The organism is Pseudomonas sp. PB120 (genome assembly GCF_009761815.1).
GTDB lineage: Bacteria > Pseudomonadota > Gammaproteobacteria > Pseudomonadales > Pseudomonadaceae > Aquipseudomonas.
The window spans coordinates 1-16,817 of sequence record NZ_RWIN01000132.1 but is presented as its reverse complement, the minus strand read 5'-3'; the positions used below and the strand labels follow the sequence as shown (position 1 = coordinate 16,817).

16 protein-coding genes are annotated in these 16,817 nt (G+C 59.8%); 7 read left to right on the top strand and 9 right to left on the bottom strand.

Features of this window, described 5'->3' with window-relative positions; all coding sequences use genetic code 11:
- Positions 1-4 precede the first annotated feature (4 nt).
- A complete protein-coding gene (gene gyrB, locus EJA72_RS24095; RefSeq protein ID WP_157714405.1) occupies positions 5-2,422 on the top strand; it encodes a DNA topoisomerase (ATP-hydrolyzing) subunit B in 2,418 nt (805 codons plus the stop codon).
- Positions 2,423-2,692: 270 nt separating this feature from the next.
- Here the strand turns inward: gyrB and EJA72_RS24090 are convergent, their stop codons facing one another.
- From EJA72_RS24090 to glyQ, 4 genes are all read right to left on the bottom strand, one after another.
- Positions 2,693-3,472, bottom strand: coding sequence for a 1-acyl-sn-glycerol-3-phosphate acyltransferase (locus EJA72_RS24090; RefSeq protein ID WP_157714404.1), 780 nt, complete (start codon positions 3,470-3,472; stop codon positions 2,693-2,695).
- Between the two features lie 82 nt (positions 3,473-3,554).
- A complete protein-coding gene (gene gmhB / locus EJA72_RS24085) occupies positions 3,555-4,088 on the bottom strand; it encodes a D-glycero-beta-D-manno-heptose 1,7-bisphosphate 7-phosphatase (protein ID WP_157714403.1) in 534 nt (177 codons plus the stop codon).
- Between the two features lie 6 nt (positions 4,089-4,094).
- Positions 4,095-6,149 carry a glycine--tRNA ligase subunit beta gene (glyS, locus tag EJA72_RS24080; protein ID WP_157714402.1) on the bottom strand — a complete coding sequence of 685 codons (2,055 nt, stop codon included), beginning with the start codon at positions 6,147-6,149 and terminating at the stop codon, positions 4,095-4,097.
- On the bottom strand, positions 6,146-7,099 hold the full coding sequence (gene glyQ, locus EJA72_RS24075) for a glycine--tRNA ligase subunit alpha (RefSeq protein ID WP_003213601.1): 954 nt from the start codon (positions 7,097-7,099) through the stop codon (positions 6,146-6,148). Before glyQ ends, glyS begins: the two co-directional genes overlap by 4 nt.
- A gap of 81 nt (positions 7,100-7,180) precedes the next feature.
- Here glyQ and tag point away from each other — a divergent pair, with 81 nt between their 5' ends.
- From tag to EJA72_RS24060, 3 genes are all read left to right on the top strand, one after another.
- The gene (gene tag / locus EJA72_RS24070) at positions 7,181-7,738 is read left to right on the top strand and encodes a DNA-3-methyladenine glycosylase I (RefSeq protein WP_157714401.1); all 558 of its coding nucleotides are present in this window, start codon (positions 7,181-7,183) and stop codon (positions 7,736-7,738) included.
- Between the two features lie 40 nt (positions 7,739-7,778).
- Positions 7,779-8,666: a lysophospholipid acyltransferase gene (locus tag EJA72_RS24065; protein ID WP_178129554.1), complete on the top strand. Its 888-nt coding sequence runs from the start codon at positions 7,779-7,781 to the stop codon at positions 8,664-8,666.
- Between the two features lie 167 nt (positions 8,667-8,833).
- Positions 8,834-9,073: a PilZ domain-containing protein gene (locus EJA72_RS24060; protein WP_157714400.1), complete on the top strand. Its 240-nt coding sequence runs from the start codon at positions 8,834-8,836 to the stop codon at positions 9,071-9,073.
- Here the strand turns inward: EJA72_RS24060 and EJA72_RS24055 are convergent, their stop codons facing one another.
- From EJA72_RS24055 to def, 5 genes are all read right to left on the bottom strand, one after another.
- The gene (locus EJA72_RS24055) at positions 9,074-9,388 is read right to left on the bottom strand and encodes a tetratricopeptide repeat protein (protein WP_157714399.1); all 315 of its coding nucleotides are present in this window, start codon (positions 9,386-9,388) and stop codon (positions 9,074-9,076) included.
- Between the two features lie 147 nt (positions 9,389-9,535).
- Positions 9,536-10,909 carry a Trk system potassium transporter TrkA gene (trkA, locus tag EJA72_RS24050; RefSeq protein ID WP_157714398.1) on the bottom strand — a complete coding sequence of 458 codons (1,374 nt, stop codon included), beginning with the start codon at positions 10,907-10,909 and terminating at the stop codon, positions 9,536-9,538.
- A 21-nt stretch (positions 10,910-10,930) separates the two neighbouring features.
- Positions 10,931-12,241, bottom strand: a complete 1,311-nt coding sequence (gene rsmB, locus EJA72_RS24045; RefSeq protein ID WP_157714397.1) for a 16S rRNA (cytosine(967)-C(5))-methyltransferase RsmB — start codon at positions 12,239-12,241, stop codon at positions 10,931-10,933.
- On the bottom strand, positions 12,238-13,197 hold the full coding sequence (gene fmt, locus EJA72_RS24040) for a methionyl-tRNA formyltransferase (protein WP_157714396.1): 960 nt from the start codon (positions 13,195-13,197) through the stop codon (positions 12,238-12,240). The genes rsmB and fmt overlap by 4 nt, the downstream gene beginning before the upstream one ends.
- A 71-nt stretch (positions 13,198-13,268) precedes the next feature.
- The gene (def, locus tag EJA72_RS24035) at positions 13,269-13,775 is read right to left on the bottom strand and encodes a peptide deformylase (protein WP_157714395.1); all 507 of its coding nucleotides are present in this window, start codon (positions 13,773-13,775) and stop codon (positions 13,269-13,271) included.
- A 172-nt stretch (positions 13,776-13,947) separates the two neighbouring features.
- Between def and EJA72_RS24030 the strand changes: the two genes are divergently transcribed.
- The 3 genes from EJA72_RS24030 to EJA72_RS24020 all read left to right on the top strand — a co-directional run bounded on the left by EJA72_RS24030 (position 13,948) and on the right by EJA72_RS24020 (position 16,765).
- The gene (locus tag EJA72_RS24030) at positions 13,948-14,973 is read left to right on the top strand and encodes a LysM peptidoglycan-binding domain-containing protein (protein WP_157714394.1); all 1,026 of its coding nucleotides are present in this window, start codon (positions 13,948-13,950) and stop codon (positions 14,971-14,973) included.
- Positions 14,974-15,052: 79 nt separating this feature from the next.
- Positions 15,053-16,153 (top strand): DNA-processing protein DprA, encoded by a 1,101-nt coding sequence (dprA, locus tag EJA72_RS24025; RefSeq protein ID WP_157714393.1) that lies wholly within the window; start codon positions 15,053-15,055, stop codon positions 16,151-16,153.
- A gap of 54 nt (positions 16,154-16,207) precedes the next feature.
- On the top strand, positions 16,208-16,765 hold the full coding sequence (locus EJA72_RS24020; RefSeq protein WP_157714392.1) for an L-threonylcarbamoyladenylate synthase: 558 nt from the start codon (positions 16,208-16,210) through the stop codon (positions 16,763-16,765).
- Positions 16,766-16,817: the final 52 nt, after the last annotated feature.

The window sequence follows — 16,817 nt, the reverse complement described above, 5'->3', positions numbered from 1 at the left end:
GGCATTGAGCGAAGAAAATACGTACGACTCAACGAGCATTAAAGTGCTGAAAGGCCTGGATGCCGTACGCAAACGTCCCGGTATGTACATTGGTGACACAGACGATGGCAGCGGTCTGCACCACATGGTGTTCGAGGTGGTCGATAACTCGATCGACGAAGCTCTCGCCGGCCACTGCGACGACATCAGCATCATTATTCACCCGGATGAATCCATCACCGTTCGCGACAACGGCCGTGGTATCCCGGTAGACGTCCACAAAGAAGAAGGCGTTTCGGCAGCCGAGGTCATCATGACCGTGCTGCACGCCGGCGGTAAATTCGACGACAACTCCTACAAAGTATCCGGCGGCCTGCACGGTGTAGGTGTGTCGGTTGTAAACGCACTGTCCAAGGAACTGGTCCTGACCGTTCGCCGCAGCGGCAAGATCTGGGAACAGACTTACGTCCATGGCGTCCCGCAAGAGCCGATGAAAATCGTTGGCGAGAGCGAAACCACGGGCACCCAGATTCACTTCAAGCCATCGGCTGAAACCTTCAAGAATATCCACTTCAGCTGGGACATCCTGGCCAAGCGGATTCGTGAACTGTCCTTCCTCAACTCTGGTGTTGGCATCGTCCTCAAGGACGAGCGCAGCGGCAAGGAAGAGCTGTTCAAATACGAAGGCGGCCTGCGTGCGTTCGTTGAATACCTGAACACCAACAAGACTGCGGTCAACCAGGTGTTCCACTTCAACATCCAGCGTGAAGACGGCATCGGCGTGGAAATCGCCCTGCAGTGGAACGACAGCTTCAACGAGAACCTGTTGTGCTTCACCAACAACATTCCACAGCGCGATGGCGGTACTCACCTGGTGGGTTTCCGTTCCGCACTGACGCGTAACCTCAACACCTACATCGAAGCTGAAGGCCTGGCGAAGAAGCACAAAGTCGCGACCACCGGTGACGATGCCCGTGAAGGCCTGACCGCGATCATTTCGGTGAAGGTACCGGACCCGAAGTTCAGCTCCCAGACTAAAGACAAGCTGGTGTCTTCCGAAGTGAAGACCGCGGTCGAACAGGAAATGGGCAAGTACTTCTCCGACTTCCTGCTGGAAAACCCGAACGAGGCCAAACTGGTCGTCGGCAAGATGATCGACGCGGCACGTGCGCGTGAAGCGGCGCGTAAAGCCCGTGAGATGACCCGTCGCAAAGGCGCGCTGGATATCGCCGGCCTGCCGGGCAAACTGGCTGACTGCCAGGAAAAGGACCCTGCCCTCTCCGAACTGTACCTCGTGGAAGGTGACTCTGCTGGCGGCTCCGCCAAGCAGGGACGTAACCGTAAGACCCAGGCCATCCTGCCGTTGAAGGGCAAGATCCTGAACGTCGAGAAGGCGCGTTTCGACAAGATGATCTCTTCGCAGGAAGTGGGCACCTTGATCACCGCGCTGGGCTGCGGCATCGGCCGCGACGAGTACAACATTGCGAAATTGCGTTACCACAACATCATCATCATGACCGATGCTGACGTCGACGGTTCGCACATTCGTACCCTGCTGCTGACCTTCTTCTTCCGTCAGCTGCCAGAGCTGATCGAGCGTGGCTACATCTACATCGCTCAGCCACCGCTGTACAAGGTCAAGAAAGGCAAGCAAGAGCAGTACATCAAAGACGACGACGCCATGGAAGAGTACATGACGCAGTCGGCCCTGGAAGACGCGAGCCTGCACCTGAACGAAGAAGCCCCGGGAATCTCCGGTCCGGCCCTCGAGCGTCTGGTGAATGACTTCCGTCTGGTGATGAAGACCCTCAAGCGTCTGTCGCGCCTGTACCCACAGGAATTGACCGAGCACTTCATCTACCTGCCAGCCGTGAGCATGGAACAGCTGTCGGACCACGCAGCGATGCAGGACTGGATGGCCAAGTACGAAGTCCGTCTGCGCACCGTCGAGAAGTCTGGCCTGGTTTACAAAGCCAGCCTGCGTGAAGACCGTGAACGTAACGTCTGGCTGCCAGAGGTCGAACTGATCTCCCACGGCCTGTCGAACTACATCACCTTCAACCGCGACTTCTTCGGCAGCAACGACTACAAAACCGTCGTTTCCCTGGGCGCTCAATTGAGCACTCTGCTGGACGAAGGTGCGTACATCCAGCGTGGCGAGCGCAAGAAGCCGGTCACCGAGTTCAAGGAAGCACTTGAATGGCTGATGGCTGAAAGCACCAAGCGTCACACCATCCAGCGATACAAAGGTCTGGGCGAAATGAACCCGGATCAGCTGTGGGAAACCACCATGGACCCAAGCCAGCGCCGGATGCTGAAAGTGACCATCGAAGACGCCATTGGCGCGGACCAGATCTTCAACACCCTGATGGGTGATGCGGTCGAGCCTCGTCGTGACTTCATCGAGAGCAACGCACTGGCAGTTTCCAACCTGGATTTCTGATTCGGTCGGTTCTCCAAAAAAAGGCCAGCGCATGCGCTGGCCTTTTTTTGTCAGATTTTTTCAGCTCGCCCACCCAATAAGAGCAACCTGTTCCACCCAATTTACACGCATAAAAAAACCGGCTATATCAGCCGGTTTTTTTACGTCCGAAAAAAACTTATGCACCATTTTCGGTATTTTATGAGTTTAAGAAATATGTATATAAATCATAAGCTTAAAAACTGATTCAGCGGGTTTTCAGCAAAACGGTACACAGGTTATCCACAGAAATCAGACAGCCACTTGATCACCTGGTGCGGGAGCCTGCGGAACGGGTGGAAGTGATCCCATTTCCCGCTGCATTTGCTCGTTCCAGCTCTGCACCCGATCATTCAGATCGGCAATGGCTCGCGGGCCGCTGCCCTCGGCGTACATCGGCTTGCCGATGATCACAGTGATGACGCCCTGCTTCTTCGCCCAACCGGTTTTTGGCCAAAACTTGCCAGCATTGTGCGCAACCGGCAGTACCGGAAGTGCGGCGTTGACCGCCAGCGCGGTACCACCGCGTGAGAACTTTCCGATGGTGCCATAGGGAACGCGCGTCCCTTCCGGGAAGATCAGCACCCATACGCCATCCTTCAGCAGTTCATCGCCCTTCTTCGCCACATGCTTGAGCGCGGCTTTCGGATTGTCGCGGTCGATGGCGATCGGACGCAGCATGGCCATGGCCCAGCCGAAGAACGGCACAAACAGCAATGAACGCTTGAGCACCTGGCTCAACGGCTCGAAATAGGCCGACAGGAAGAACGTCTCCCAGGTGCTCTGGTGATTCGACTGAATCACGCACGGCTGGTCAGGTACGTTCTCTGCACCCTTCACTTCGTAGCTGATGCCCAGAAAGACTTTGCTCAGCCACAAGGCGCAGCGGCACCAGTAGACGTTGATGAAGCGATAGCGCGCCTTGAAGGGCAGGAACGGCGCGATAAAAAAGCTCAGGCTGCACCAGAGCAAAGAACTGGTGCCCAGCAGCAGGTAAAAGAGGAAGGTTCTGATGGCCTGCAGTATCGACATGGCGACGTTTACCGTGCGGGCTCTGCCCGTCTATATAAAGCGCAACCCCGATCAATCCTTGGTCAGGAATCTCGAAAGCGCTTTAATTGTGGATAAGTTCTGCGGCAATCGCCGCAAGATCGTCAAAAATCAAGGTGCCCACCGGTAGGGTCTTGCCCAAGGTTATTTCACCTTTTCCGGTTTTTACCAAAACTGGCTGAGAATCGACGGCTTTGGCGGCTTCCAGGTCACCGAGACTGTCGCCGACGAACCATAGATTAGTCAGCGATACGTTGTAATGCGCGGCGATGGTTTTCAGCATCCCGGGTTTTGGCTTGCGGCAATCGCAGCCTTCGTCCGGCCCATGCGGGCAATAGACGATCAGCCCGACTTCCCCACCCTGCTCCGCCACCAGCGAGCGCAAGCGCGCGTGCATGGCGTCCAGGGTGGCGATGTCGTAATAGCCACGAGCGATGCCCGACTGGTTGGTAGCGACCGCTACCGTCCAGCCGGCCTTGCTCAACTGCGCGATGGCCTCGACCGAACCGGGGAGCGGAATCCACTCCTCCACCGACTTGATGTAAGCGTCGGAGTCGTAATTGATCACCCCGTCCCGATCGAGAATCAGCAGTTTCAAACAGTCTTACCCCAGCAACGAAATGTCGGCGACGCCGAGGAACAAGCCACGCAGACGCGCCAGCAGCGCATAGCGGTTAGCCCGGACCTTGGCATCTTCGGCGTTGACCATTACCGCTTCGAAAAACGCATCTACCGGTTCGCGCAGTGCTGCCAGGCGCGCCAGCGATTCGCTGTACTGACGCGCAGCGGCCATCGGCTGGACAGCCTGGTCAGCCTGCTGGATCGCCGAGTACAAGGAGAATTCGTTGGCGTTGTCGAAGTACTTGGCTTCAACGACCGTCGGCACCGAGCCTTCGACCTTGCTCAGCAGGTTCGAAACGCGCTTGTTCACTGCCGCCAGGGCTGCTGCTTCCGGCAATTTGCGGAAGGCTTCAACTGCCTGGACACGCTGATCGAAGTCCAGCGCCGAACCCGGCTTCAGGGCACGCACCGACAGGTAAGTGCCGACGTCCACGCCTTCGTCTTCGTAACGGGCACGCAGACGGTCGAAGATGAACTCCAGCACCGAATCGTTCAGGCCGGCAGCCTTGACCTTGGCACCGAACGCATTCACGGCGAATGCCACGGCGTCGTTCAGGTCGAGGTCGAGCTTCTTGTCGATCAGGATGCGCAGCACGCCGAGTGCAGCACGGCGCAGGGCATACGGGTCTTTGCTACCGGTTGGCAGCATGCCGATGCCGAAGATGCCGACCAGGGTGTCGAGCTTGTCGGCGATGGCGACGGCCGCACCGGTCAGGGTGGTTGGCAGTTCAGCGCCAGCACCGCGAGGCATGTACTGCTCGTTCAGCGCCAGGGCTACATCTTCCGGCTCGCCGTCGTTCAGCGCGTAGTAGTAACCGGCGACGCCTTGCATCTCCGGGAACTCACCGACCATCTCGGTCGCCAGGTCGCACTTGGACAGCAGGCCGGCACGGGAAGCCCAGGCAGCGTTGCCGCCAATGCGCTGAGCGATGAACGCAGCGAGTTTGGAAACGCGCTCGGCCTTGTCGTAGACGCTGCCGAGCTTTTCCTGGAACACCACGTTTTGCAGGCGCAGGTTGAAGTCTTCGAGTTTCTGCTTCTTGTCTTGTTTGAAGAAGAATTCGGCGTCGGTCAGGCGTGGGCGAACCACTTTCTCGTTACCGGCGATGATCTGCTGCGGGTCTTTGCTTTCGATGTTGGCCACGGTAATGAAACGTGGCAGCAACTTGCCGTCGGCATCCAGCAGGCAGAAATACTTCTGGTTGTCCTGCATGGTGGTGATCAGCGCTTCTTGTGGCACGTCGAGGAAACGTTCTTCGAACGAGCACACCAGCGGCACCGGCCATTCGACCAGCGCGGTCACTTCGTCGAGCAAGGCTGGCGGGACGATCGCAGTACCTTCCTGCATCGTCGCCAACGCTTCGGTACGCTTGCTGATCAGCTCGCGACGCTCGTTGGCATCGGCCAATACGTAGGCGGCACGTAGGTCGGTCAGGTAATTGGCCGGCGAGGTGATGCGCACGTTTTCCGGGTGGTGGAAGCGGTGACCACGGGAATCGCGACCGGCCTTCTGGGCGAGGATGGTGCAATCGATGACCTGGTCACCGAGCAGCATCACCAGCCATTGGGTCGGGCGAACGAATTCTTCCTTGCGAGCGCCCCAGCGCATGCGCTTCGGGATCGGCAGGTCGTTCAGGGAGTCTTCGACGATGGTCGGCAGCAGGCTCGCGGTCGGTTTGCCGGCGATGCTTTGGCTGTAACGCAGTTTCGGGCCGCTCTGATCGATCTCGCTCAGCTCGACGCCGCACTTCTTGGCGAAGCCCAATGCCGCTTGAGTCGGGTTGCCTTCAGCATCGAAAGCGGCCTGGCGTGGCGGGCCATCGAGGTTGATGCTGCGATCCGGCTGCTGGGTCGCCAGCGAGGTGATCAGCACAGCCAGGCGACGCGGCGCCGCGTAGACGGTTTTGGTCTCGTAGTTCAGGCCAGCGGCCTGCAGGCCTTTGTCGATACCGGCCATGAACGCATCAGCCAGGGTGTTCAGGGCTTTGGGTGGCAGTTCTTCGGTGCCCAGTTCAACCAGAAAATCCAGAGCACTCATTGTGCAGCCTCCAGCTTGGCCAGTACTTCATCACGCAGGTCCGGGGTCGCCATCGGGAAGCCCAGCTTGGCGCGAGCCAGCAGGTAGGCTTGCGCAACGGAACGCGCCAGGGTGCGCACTCGCAGAATGTATTGCTGACGCGCAGTCACCGAGATCGCCCGGCGCGCATCCAGCAGGTTGAAGGTATGGGACGCCTTCAACACCATTTCGTAGCTCGGCAACGGCAGTGGCTGGTCGAGTTCAATCAGGCGCTTGGCTTCGCTTTCGTAGAAATCGAACAGCTCGAACAGCTTCTCGACGTTGGCGTGTTCGAAGTTGTAGGTGGACTGCTCCACTTCGTTCTGGTGGAACACGTCGCCGTAAGTCACTTTGCCGAACGGACCGTCAGCCCAGACCAGGTCGTAGACCGAGTCCACGCCTTGCAGGTACATCGCCAGGCGCTCGAGGCCGTAAGTGATTTCGCCGGTCACCGGGTAGCACTCAATGCCGCCCGCTTGCTGGAAGTAAGTGAACTGCGTCACTTCCATGCCGTTGAGCCAGACTTCCCAGCCCAGACCCCAGGCGCCGAGGGTCGGCGATTCCCAGTTGTCTTCGACGAAGCGAATGTCGTGGACCAGCGGGTCCAGGCCGACGTGCTTGAGGGAGCCCAGGTACAGTTCCTGGAAATTGTCCGGGTTCGGCTTCAGGACCACCTGGAACTGGTAGTAGTGCTGCAGACGGTTCGGGTTTTCGCCGTAGCGGCCGTCAGTCGGACGACGACTGGGCTGCACATAAGCGGCGTTCCAGGTTTCCGGGCCGATGGCGCGCAGAAACGTGGCAGTGTGGAAAGTCCCGGCGCCTACTTCCATATCGTAGGGCTGAAGTACCACGCAACCTTGCTCGGCCCAGTATTGCTGGAGGGCGAGGATCAAGTCTTGGAAGGTACGCACGGCTGGCGTAGGCTGGCTCACGAAATTCACCTGTTTCTTGGGCTGCGATTTAAAGAGCGGGAGTATACCCGATTCGTTGCTGCGCACGCCCCCTGGAGCCTTATGCCACGCTGCTTTTGGTGTTCCGAAGATCCGCTGTACATGGCTTATCACGACCAGGAGTGGGGCACGCCGCTACGCGATGCGCAGGGATTGTTCGAGTTGCTTTTGCTCGAAGGGTTCCAGGCCGGCCTCTCATGGATCACCGTGCTGCGCAAACGCGAGCGTTATCGCGAGGTCTTGTTCGGCTTCGACGTGCAGCGGGTGGCGCAGATGAGCGACGCGGAAATCGATGAATTGATGCTCGATCCGGGCATCATCCGCAATCGCCTGAAACTCAACGCCGCCCGGCGCAACGCCCAGGCCTGGCTGGCGCTCGAAGACCCGGTGGCGTTTCTCTGGTCGTTCGTTGGCGACAAGCCTGTGATCAATCACTTCAAGGATCGCACCGAAGTGCCGGCGGTCACCCCGGTCGCCGTGGAGATGAGCAAGGGCCTGAAAAAGGCCGGCTTCACGTTCGTCGGCCCGACCATTTGCTACGCACTGATGCAGGCCTCGGGGATGGTCATGGACCACACCCAGGATTGCGATCGCTACGCGACACTGGCGAACGGCGGTTAGAATAGCCGCCTCGCGCACAGCACAAGATCAGGAGTGACCTGTGGATAAGTTGAAAGGCGCCTTGCTGGTAGGCGCTCTGCGGTTGTTTGCCCTGCTTCCTTGGCGGGCAGTGCAGGCGGTAGGTTCGGCCATCGGTTGGATAATGTGGAAAACTCCCAACCGTTCCCGCGACGTGGTGCGGATCAACCTCGCCAAGTGCTTTCCCGACATGGACCCCACCGAGCGCGAGCGTCTGGTCGGCCAGAGCCTGAAAGACATTGGCAAATCCCTGACCGAAAGCGCCTGCGCGTGGATCTGGCCGGCACAGCGTTCCATTGACCTGGTGCGCGAAGTCGAAGGGCTGGACGTCTTGAAGGACGCCCTCGCTTCCGGCAAAGGTGTCGTGGGGATTACCAGCCACCTGGGCAACTGGGAAGTGTTGAACCACTTCTATTGCAGCCAGTGCAAACCGATCATTTTCTATCGTCCGCCAAAGTTGAAGGCGGTGGATGAGTTGCTGCGCAAGCAACGCGTACAACTGGGCAACAAGGTCGCCGCTTCCACCAAGGAAGGCATCCTCAGTGTCATCAAGGAAGTGCGCAAAGGTGGTGCAGTGGGGATTCCCGCTGACCCGGAACCGGCCGAATCCGCCGGGATTTTCGTGCCGTTCTTCGCCACTCAGGCCCTGACCAGCAAGTTTGTGCCGAACATGCTCGCTGGCGGCAAAGCCGTTGGCGTGTTCCTGCATGCGCTGCGATTGCCGGACGGTTCGGGCTACAAAGTGATTCTCGAAGCCGCGCCGGAGGCCATGTACAGCACCGATACCGAAACGTCATGCGCGGCGATGAGCAAGGTGGTCGAACGCTATGTAGCGGCGTACCCGAGCCAGTACATGTGGAGCATGAAGCGCTTCAAGAAGCGCCCGCCGGGCGAAGAGCGCTGGTATTGAGTTGATTGGCATGATCTGTGGATAACTTGAACCTGTAGGAGCTGAGCTTGCTCGCGAAGAGGCCATTACATTCAACATTGATGTTGGATGTTAAATCGCCTTCGCGAGCAAGCTTCGCTCCTACAGGATCAGGGTTATCCACAACTGTTCATTAAAGGGCGCAGAAGATGTCCGAACACATCAAATCGTTTCGTATCAAGATCAGTCACGAAAGCTTCGGCGATTGCCTTGGGCAGACCCGCAACCTTTCGACCACCGGCGTCTACGTCAAGCATCCGCGCTTGTCGGCGTTGCCTAAAGGCGCGGTGGTGTTCGGTCAGGTGCAGGATTTACCCACAGGTGCGCCGCGGGTTCGCATGGAAGTGGTGCTGGTGGATGCCGACGGCATTGGCCTGCGTTATCTCTGATCAGAGCGCCTGACGTTCGAGCTTCTTCAGAAAAACCGTCATTTCTTTTTCGGCCTGCTTGTCGCCGTGAGCGCGGGCGGCTTCCAGGCCCTGTTCCCAAGCCTGACGCGCGGCCAAGTAGTCCGCCAGCGCCAGGTGCGCTTTGCCCAGCAGCTTCCACGCCGCCGAATACTTCGGATCGAGTTCGACGCAACGCTGGAAATGTTCGGCCGCCTTGGCGTTCTCGCCCAAATCCAGGTAACCCTTGCCCAGGCCGAAGCGCAGCAATGAGTTATCCACACCTTTGGCGAGCATTTTTTCCAGGGATTCGATCATTGTGGACTCCTAGGTAGAGGTGAGTCAGGGATGAATGGGGACTAGTGAGATGGCTATCGCGAGCAGGCTCACTCCTACAGGGGAGCGCATTCCAAAGGTAGGAGTGAGCCTGCTCGCGATGGGGCCGGGTCAGCCTCCAAAAAAGCCTCAGAAGAAACTCAACCCCACATGAAACAGCTTCTCCACATCCCGAATGTGCTTCTTATCCACAAGGAACAGAATCACATGGTCCCCCGCTTCGATCACCGTGTCGTCGTGGGCGATGATCACTTCTTCGTCGCGAATGATCGCGCCAATCGTCGTCCCGGGCGGCAACCCGATGTCCTCGATGGCCTTGCCAATCACCTTGCTCGATTTCGCATCGCCGTGAGCGATCGCCTCGATGGCTTCCGCCGCGCCCCGGCGCAATGAGTGCACGCTGACGATGTCGCCCCGTCGCACGTGGGCCAGCAAGGTGCCGATGGTCGCCAGCTGCGGGCTGATGGCAATGTCGATATCGCCGCCCTGGATCAGGTCAACATAGGCCGGGTTGTTGATGATCGTCATCACCTTCTTCGCGCCCAGGCGCTTGGCCAGCAACGAGGACATGATGTTCGCTTCATCATCGTTGGTCAGCGCCAGGAACAGGTCCGCATCGGCGATGTTCTCTTCCAGCAGCAGGTCGCGGTCCGACGCGCTGCCCTGTAACACCACCGTGCTGTCCAGGGTGTCTGAAAGATGGCGGCAGCGCGCCGGGTTCATTTCGATGATTTTCACTTGATAGCGACTTTCGATCGCCTCGGCCAAGCGCTCACCGATCTGCCCGCCACCGGCGATCACGATGCGTTTGTAGGTTTCATCCAGGCGGCGCATTTCGCTCATCACCGCACGAATATTCGCTTTGGCGGCAATGAAAAACACCTCGTCGTCCGCCTCGATCACCGTATCGCCCTGGGGCAATATCGGCCGGTCACGACGGAAAATCGCGGCGACGCGGGTTTCGACATTCGGCATGTGCTCGCGCAACTGACGCAACTGCTGCCCCACCAGCGGCCCGCCGTAGTAAGCCTTCACGGCCACCAATTGCGCTTTGCCATCGGCGAAGTCGATCACCTGCAAGGCGCCCGGGTACTGGATCAGGCGCTTGATGTAGTTGGTGACCACTTGCTCCGGGCTGATCAGCACGTCGACGGGAATCGCTTCGTTATCGAACAGTTCGTTGCGTGTGAGGTAAGCGGCTTCGCGGACCCGGGCGATTTTGGTCGGCGTGTGGAACAACGTGTGGGCGACCTGGCAGGCAACCATGTTGGTTTCGTCGCTGTTGGTCACGGCCACCAGCATGTCAGCGTCGTCCGCGCCGGCCTGGCGCAGGACGGTCGGCAACGAGCCGCGGCCCTGCACGGTGCGAATGTCCAGCCGATCGCCCAGATCGCGCAGGCGTTCGCCGTCGGTGTCGACTACCGTGATGTCGTTGGCTTCGCTGGCCAAATGCTCCGCCAGCGAACCGCCGACCTGCCCAGCACCGAGGATGATGATTTTCATCCAGTCACTCCATTGAATCCATTAACCGCGCGCGGCGGCGATCTTGATCAGCTTGGCGTAGTAGAACCCGTCGTGGCCGCCTTCCTGGGCCAGCAACTGGCGACCATGGGGCTGCTTGATGCCGGCCGTCGTGGCGAGGTCCAGTTCGCGGGCGCCCGGCGTACGGGCCAGGAACGCCTCGATGACTTCAGTGTTCTCGGTCGGCAACGTGGAACAGGTGGCGTAAAGCAGAATCCCGCCGACCTCCAGAGTTATCCACAGCGCATCGAGCAATTCGCCTTGCAGCACCGCCAGCGCGGCGATGTCGTCGGGTTGGCGAGTCAACTTGATGTCGGGGTGGCGACGGATCACACCAGTGGCCGAGCACGGCGCGTCGAGCAGGATGCGCTGGAACGGTTTGCCATCCCACCAGGTCGCGGTGTCGCGGCCGTCGGCGGCGATCAATTCAGCGCTCAGGCCCAGGCGTGCAAGGTTTTCCCGCACCCGCACCAGACGCTTGGCTTCCAGGTCCACGGCCACGACGCCGGCCAGGGCAGGCTCGGCTTCAAGGATGTGGCAGGTCTTGCCGCCGGGAGCGCAGCAGGCATCCAGCACCCGTTGGCCTGGCGCCAGGTCGAGCAGGTCGGCAGCCAGTTGCGCCGCCTCGTCCTGCACGCTGACCCAGCCTTCGGCGAAACCCGGCAGGCTGCGCACGTCAGCGGCGGCGTCGAGGATGATGCCGTCCTGGCTGTAGACACACGGCGTGGCGGCAATGCCCGCTTCGGTCAGCAGCCCCAGGTAGGCATCGCGCGCGTGATGACGGCGATTGACCCGCAGAATCATCGGCGGGTGCGCGTTGTTTGCTGCGCAAATGGCTTCCCATTGCTCAGGCCAAAACGCTTTCAGGGATTTTTGCAGCCAGCGCGGGTGGGCCGTGCGCACCACCGGGTCGTGTTCAAGTTCGGCCAGCAGCGCTTCGCTTTCACGCTGGGCGCGGCGCAACACCGCGTTGAGTAAGGCCTTGGCCCAAGGCTTTTTCAGCTTATCGGCGCAACCGACGGTTTCGCCGATGGCCGCGTGGGCCGGAACGCGGGTGTAAAGCAATTGGTAGAGGCCGACCAGCAGTAGCGCTTCGACATCGGCATCCGCTGCCTTGAACGGCTTTTGCAACAATTTCGCCGCCAGCGCCGACAAGCGCGGCTGCCAGCGAGCGGTGCCAAACGCCAGGTCTTGGGTGAAACCGCGATCGCGGTCTTCAACCTTGTCCATTTGCGTTGGCAACGAACTGTTGAGTGAGGCTTTTCCGTTCAGAACAGCAGCGAGTGCCTTGGCGGCGGCCAGACGCGGGTTCATTGGGCGTCCGCCGTTTGACCGAGCACGGTGCCGACGGCGAATTTCTCACGACGGCTGTTGAACAGGTCGCTGAAGTTCAGCGCCTTGCCGCCGGGCAATTGCAGACGCGTCAGACACAGCGCTTGCTCGCCACAGGCCACGATCAAGCCGTCCTTGCTCGCACTGAGGATCTCACCGGGGGCGCCCTGCCCTTCGGCGAGGCTGGCGGCGAGTACTTTCAGCGCTTCGCCGTTCAGTGTGCTGTGGGTAACCGGCCATGGGTTGAAGGCGCGAACCAGGCGCTCCAGCTCAATGGCCGGGCGGGTCCAGTCGATACGCGCTTCGTCTTTGTTCAATTTGTGCGCATAGGTGGCGAGGCTGTCGTCCTGCACTTCGCCTTCCAGCGTGCCAGCCGCCAGGCCGGCAATGGCTTGAATCACTGCCGGTGGGCCCATTTCGGCCAGACGATCGTGGAGGCTGCCACCGGTGTCATCACCGGTGATCGGCGTGGTGACTTTCAACAGCATCGGGCCGGTGTCGAGGCCCAGTTCCATGCGCATCACGGTCACGCCGCTTTCGCTGTCGCCCGCTTCAACGGCGCGCTGGATCGGCGCCGCACCCCGCCAGCGTGGCAGCAAGGAGGCGTGGCTGTTGATGCAGCCCAAACGCGGAATATCCAGCACCACTTGCGGCAGGATCAGGCCGTAGGCGACCACCACCAGCAAATCCGGCTTGAGCGCTGCCAGTTCAGCCTGCGCGTCTTCGTTGCGCAGGGTCGGCGGCTGCAGCACCGGGATGTTGTTTTCCAGTGCGAGTTGCTTGACCGGGCTCGGCATCAGCTTTTGCCCGCGGCCTGCCGGACGGTCTGGCTGGGTGTAGACCGCGACGATCTCGTAAGGACTGTCGAGCAGGGCCTTGAGGTGTTCAGCGGCGAATTCCGGGGTGCCGGCAAAGACGATGCGCAGTGGCTCAGTCATGGGAAGCTCTCATTTACAAAGCAGTCGCAAAAGAAAAAGGCTTGCCGCAGCAAGCCTTTGGAAGGAGGGCATCAAGCGTTCTGGCGATGGAGCTTTTCCAGTTTCTTCTTGATTCGGTCGCGTTTGAGATTGGACAGGTAGTCGACGAACAATTTGCCGTTGAGGTGGTCGCATTCATGCTGGATGCACACGGCGAGCAGGCCTTCTGCGATCAGTTCGTAGGGCTTTCCGTCGCGGTCCAGCGCCTTGACCTTGATCTTCTGTGGGCGATCGACGTTTTCGTAGAAACCCGGCACCGAGAGGCAGCCTTCCTGGTATTGCTCCATCTCGTCGGTCAGGGATTCGAACTCGGGATTGATGAACACCCGTGGTTCGCTGCGGTCTTCGGAGAGGTCCATCACGACGATACGTTTGTGCACGTTGACCTGGGTCGCGGCGAGGCCGATGCCTGGCGCTTCATACATTGTTTCAAACATGTCATCGACCAACTGACGTACTTCGTCGTCCACTACAGCCACAGGTTTGGCGATAGTGCGCAGACGCGAGTCGGGGAATTCGAGGATGTCTAAAATGGCCATAGGCTTATTTGCTGCACGTGTGAGGTAAAGTCGGGTCGATGGCCTGGCGGGTCCGAAGATGCAGGCTACCGTTGTGAAGCGTAGCTCCCTTTTCTTTTCTGCAAAGAATCCGGAGCGAGCCACGAGGGCTCTGGCGTTTCACGCGAACGCACATAATAAAGGGATTCACCGCATGAGGAAATCACTACTCGCCCTGCTCCTTCTGGCCTCGGCCGGTTTGGCGCACGGGCAAGTGCAACTCAGGGAAGGTTTTCCACAGCAATACACCGTTGTTGCAGGCGACACACTCTGGGACATCTCCGGCAAGTTCCTGCGTGAGCCATGGCAATGGCCTGAGCTCTGGCAGGCCAACCCGCAGATCCAGAACCCCAATCTGATCTACCCCGGGGATTCGCTGTCGCTGGTCTACGTCAACGGCCAGCCGCGGTTGACGCTCAACCGCGGCGCGTCACGGGGCACCATCAAGCTCTCGCCACGCATCCGCAGCAGTCCGGTGGCTGAGGCCATCCCGAGCATTCCGTTGCAATCGATCAACAGTTTTCTGTTGAGCAACCGCATCGTCGACAAGGTCGAGGATTTCGACAAGGCGCCCTACATCGTCGCCGGCGATGCCGAACGCGTGCTCAGCGGCACCGGCGACCGGATTTTCGCCCGCGGTCATTTCGATCCGGATCAGCCGGTGTACGGCATCTTCCGCCAGGGCAAGGTCTACACCGACCCGCAGAGCAAAGAATTCCTGGGCATCAACGCTGACGACATTGGCGGCGGTGAAGTCGTGGCCACCGAAGGCGATGTGGCCACGCTGGCGTTGCAGCGCACGACCCAGGAAGTGCGTCTTGGCGACCGGTTGTTCAGTGGGGAGGAACGATCTATCAACTCGACCTTCATGCCCAGTGCACCCAAAAGCGAGATCAACGGCTTGATCATTGATGTGCCGCGCGGGGTTACGCAGATCGGTGCGATGGACGTCGTCACGCTGAACAAGGGGCAACGCGACGGTCTGGCTGAAGGCAACGTGCTGGTGGTGATGAAAACCGGCGAAACCGTGCGTGACCGAATCACCGGCCAGCCGTTGAAGATTCCGGATGAGCGTGCCGGTTTGCTGATGGTTTTTCGCACCTACGACAAACTCAGTTACGGATTGGTGCTCAATGCATCGCGTTCTTTGGCGGTGCTGGACAAGGTGCGAAATCCTTAGCCTGCTCCACAAGTTACCAACAGAGTTATCCACAGCTTATTCCCGTTTGAACGGGGCTCATAACGATCAAGGATGATCCATGTCACCGTCTGCTGCTGCACCGGTCTCCCCTGCGGAACTGGAAGCTCGTTTACGTCTGCATCGTCTGCCGGAACTCGGCCCGGCGCGGTTCAAGAAATTGCTCGAAGCCTTCGGCTCGGCGTCCAAAGCCATCAGCGCGCCGGCCAGTGCATGGCGTGCGCTGGGATTGCCGGCTACTTGTTCGGAGGCTCGAAGATCGAGTGAAGTCCGTGATGGCGCGAGCCACGCATTGGCCTGGCTTGAGCGTCCGGCCCAGCATTTACTGATGTGGGACCAACCTGACTACCCGGCGCTGCTCGCAGAGATCAGCGATTCACCGCCGCTGTTGTTCGTGGCGGGCGATCCGGGAATTCTGGAAAAACCGCAACTGGCGATGGTTGGCAGTCGCCGTGCTTCCCGGCCGGGGATGGACACCGCCGCCGCGTTTTCGCGCAGCCTGGCCAGCGCCGGTTTTGTCATCACCAGCGGTCTGGCACTGGGTATTGATGCCGCCGCGCATCAAGCTGCGCTGGACGTGGGCGGGCAAACGGTCGGGGTACTTGGCACGGGACTTGAAAAGTTTTATCCACAGCGCAACCGACGGTTGGCTGACGCGATGATTGCGTCGGGCAGTGCAGTGCTTTCGGAGTTCCCGCTGGACGCCGGTCCCACCGCCAGCAACTTCCCGCGACGCAACCGAATCATCAGCGGTTTATCCCTCGGTGTACTGGTGGTCGAGGCCAGTGTGGCCAGTGGATCATTGATTACCGCGAGGCTGGCGGCGGAGCAAGGTCGCGAGGTGTATGCCATTCCTGGGTCGATTCATCATCCTGGCGCGAAGGGCTGTCATCAGCTGATTCGTGACGGTGCGATGCTGGTGGAAACCATCGAACATATCCTCGAAGCCTTGCGCGGCTGGCAACAGTTGCCCTTGTCCATCGAGACGTCGTCGGTGGTCCATCCTCTGCTCATGCTGTTACATGCGGCGCCGCACACCAGTGAAGCCTTGTCCGTCTCCAGCGGTTGGACCTTGCCCAAAGTACTGGCGGCGCTGACCGAACTGGAAATGGAAGGCCGGGTCGTCTGCGAAAGCGGGCGCTGGTTTGCACGGGTGAGCTAGGTTTTATAAGGAAGATCGGTAAACTGCGCAGAGCCTTATTCCGGAGAGTTTTTCATGGTCAACAGTTGGCGTGTGCAACAAGCCGCGCAAGCCGTTCGCGCAGGAGGGGTGATTGCCTATCCAACCGAGGCGGTCTGGGGTCTGGGTTGTGACCCGTGGGACAGAGAAGCGGTGGAACGTCTGCTGCTGCTCAAGGGCCGGTCGGTGCACAAGGGCTTGATCCTGGTGGCCGACAACATTCGCCAGTTCGACTTCCTGTTCGAGGATTTCCCTGAACTGTGGATGGACCGCATGGCCAGCACCTGGCCGGGGCCGAATACCTGGCTGGTGCCGCATCAGAATATGTTGCCGCAATGGATAACCGGCGTGCATGAAACGGTAGCGCTGCGGGTCAGCGATCACCCGTTGGTGCGGGATTTGTGCGCAGTGGTCGGGCCGTTGGTGTCGACCTCGGCGAACCCCCAAGGGCGGCCGGCGGCGCGCACGCGGATTCGCGTGGAACAGTATTTCCGTGGGCAGCTTGATTGGGTGATGGGTGGGAATCTGGGTGGGCGCAAGAACCCGAGCGTGATTCGGGATCTGGCGACCGGGAACGTCATCCGCCCGGCTTGAGACCACGTTATCGTTCATCGCCGGCAGGCCAGCTCCCACAGGTCTTGTGGGA

Coding starts and splice junctions, on each gene's coding strand:
- EJA72_RS24090 (WP_157714404.1), bottom strand. CDS start 3,472: ATGTCGATACTGCAGGCCATCAGAACCTTCCTCTTTTACCTGCTGCTG.
- glyS (WP_157714402.1), bottom strand. CDS start 6,149: ATGAGTGCTCTGGATTTTCTGGTTGAACTGGGCACCGAAGAACTGCCA.
- tag (WP_157714401.1), top strand. CDS start 7,181: ATGCCACGCTGCTTTTGGTGTTCCGAAGATCCGCTGTACATGGCTTAT.
- EJA72_RS24060 (WP_157714400.1), top strand. CDS start 8,834: ATGTCCGAACACATCAAATCGTTTCGTATCAAGATCAGTCACGAAAGC.
- EJA72_RS24055 (WP_157714399.1), bottom strand. CDS start 9,388: ATGATCGAATCCCTGGAAAAAATGCTCGCCAAAGGTGTGGATAACTCA.
- trkA (WP_157714398.1), bottom strand. CDS start 10,909: ATGAAAATCATCATCCTCGGTGCTGGGCAGGTCGGCGGTTCGCTGGCG.
- rsmB (WP_157714397.1), bottom strand. CDS start 12,241: ATGAACCCGCGTCTGGCCGCCGCCAAGGCACTCGCTGCTGTTCTGAAC.
- fmt (WP_157714396.1), bottom strand. CDS start 13,197: ATGACTGAGCCACTGCGCATCGTCTTTGCCGGCACCCCGGAATTCGCC.
- def (WP_157714395.1), bottom strand. CDS start 13,775: ATGGCCATTTTAGACATCCTCGAATTCCCCGACTCGCGTCTGCGCACT.
- EJA72_RS24030 (WP_157714394.1), top strand. CDS start 13,948: ATGAGGAAATCACTACTCGCCCTGCTCCTTCTGGCCTCGGCCGGTTTG.
- dprA (WP_157714393.1), top strand. CDS start 15,053: ATGTCACCGTCTGCTGCTGCACCGGTCTCCCCTGCGGAACTGGAAGCT.
- EJA72_RS24020 (WP_157714392.1), top strand. CDS start 16,208: ATGGTCAACAGTTGGCGTGTGCAACAAGCCGCGCAAGCCGTTCGCGCA.